The following is a 396-nucleotide window of genomic DNA, read 5'->3' as shown; positions in this document are numbered from 1 at the left end:
ATCCCAAGGGAAAGCGCTATGCGCTTTTCCCGGGAAAGCGGTCTCTCACTTTTCCTGGAATTGCTCTGAGCGTGAAATTTGTTTCCTGACACGATTTTTCCGGTTCGAGCGGCGCTTTTTCTCGATTTTGCTCCGGGATAACGCTCCGGTAAGCGGGTTTTGCTACCAATTGCCTTGACAAGCAAAAGCCGGGCCAGTTTTATGGCCGGCTGCAAAATTCTTGCCCGGAAGTCGGGATGCGTAGACGAGGCGTTTGAAACCGAACCATGGCGTTGGCGGCCAAACTACAGCTACGACAATCGCAGTCGCTGGTGATGACGCCGCAGCTGATGCAGTCGATTCGGCTGCTGCAGTTCACCCATGTCGAGCTTGAGCATTTCATCGACGAGGAAATCG

Annotated in this window: 2 protein-coding genes; one reads left to right on the top strand and one right to left on the bottom strand. The window is 53.5% G+C overall.

Going from position 1 to position 396, the window contains the following annotated elements; all coding sequences use genetic code 11:
• Positions 1-215 (bottom strand): hypothetical protein (locus EN885_RS34010; RefSeq protein WP_206616891.1); only part of this gene is annotated, 215 nt, incomplete at its 3' end.
• 51 nt (positions 216-266) lie between these two features.
• Between EN885_RS34010 and EN885_RS33335 the strand changes: the two genes are divergently transcribed.
• On the top strand, positions 267-396 hold a 130-nt coding region (locus EN885_RS33335), incomplete at its 3' end, for a hypothetical protein (RefSeq protein WP_164897995.1).

Source organism: Mesorhizobium sp. M6A.T.Cr.TU.014.01.1.1 (assembly GCF_004022765.1).
Lineage (GTDB): Bacteria > Pseudomonadota > Alphaproteobacteria > Rhizobiales > Rhizobiaceae > Mesorhizobium > Mesorhizobium mediterraneum.
Note: the sequence above shows the minus strand (reverse complement) of the source record. Positions and strands in the feature narration are given on the sequence as shown.